Raw genomic sequence first — 345 nt, 5'->3', positions numbered from 1 at the left:
CTGGGGAAGTAGCAGCTGATCAGGCTGAGCTTGCGGCCGGGCTGGTCGAAGCGCTTTTCTATCCAGCGCCCTTCGGCGTCAAATTCGGGCACCCCGAGCCCGACTAGCACGTCGCTGGGCTCAAGCCGCGTGTACAGCCCCACGCCCGAGTAGCCCTTTTTCTCGGCGCAGTGGAAATGCCCGGTCAGGCCCGCGACCTGGCTGAAAGTGCCCTCCACCACGTCGGCTTGCGCCTTGATCTCTTGCACCCCGAGCGCATCGGCCTGCTGTGCATGCAGCCATTCGAAAAAGCCCTTGCTGGCCGCAGAGCGGATGCCGTTTAGGTTGGCGGTGATGATTTTCATT

At 62.6% G+C, this 345-nt stretch carries 1 protein-coding gene; it reads right to left on the bottom strand.

Features of this window, described 5'->3' with window-relative positions:
* Nucleotides 1–344 (bottom strand): endonuclease/exonuclease/phosphatase family protein (locus tag SRAH_RS11685; RefSeq protein WP_029463513.1); only part of this gene is annotated, 344 nt, incomplete at its 3' end.
* Nucleotide 345 lies beyond the last annotated feature (1 nt).

The organism is Serpentinimonas barnesii (genome assembly GCF_000696225.1).
GTDB classification, from domain to species: Bacteria; Pseudomonadota; Gammaproteobacteria; order Burkholderiales; family Burkholderiaceae_C; genus Serpentinimonas; species Serpentinimonas barnesii.
The sequence above is the reverse complement of the archived record's forward strand: the minus strand, read 5'-3'. Positions and strand labels throughout refer to the sequence as shown.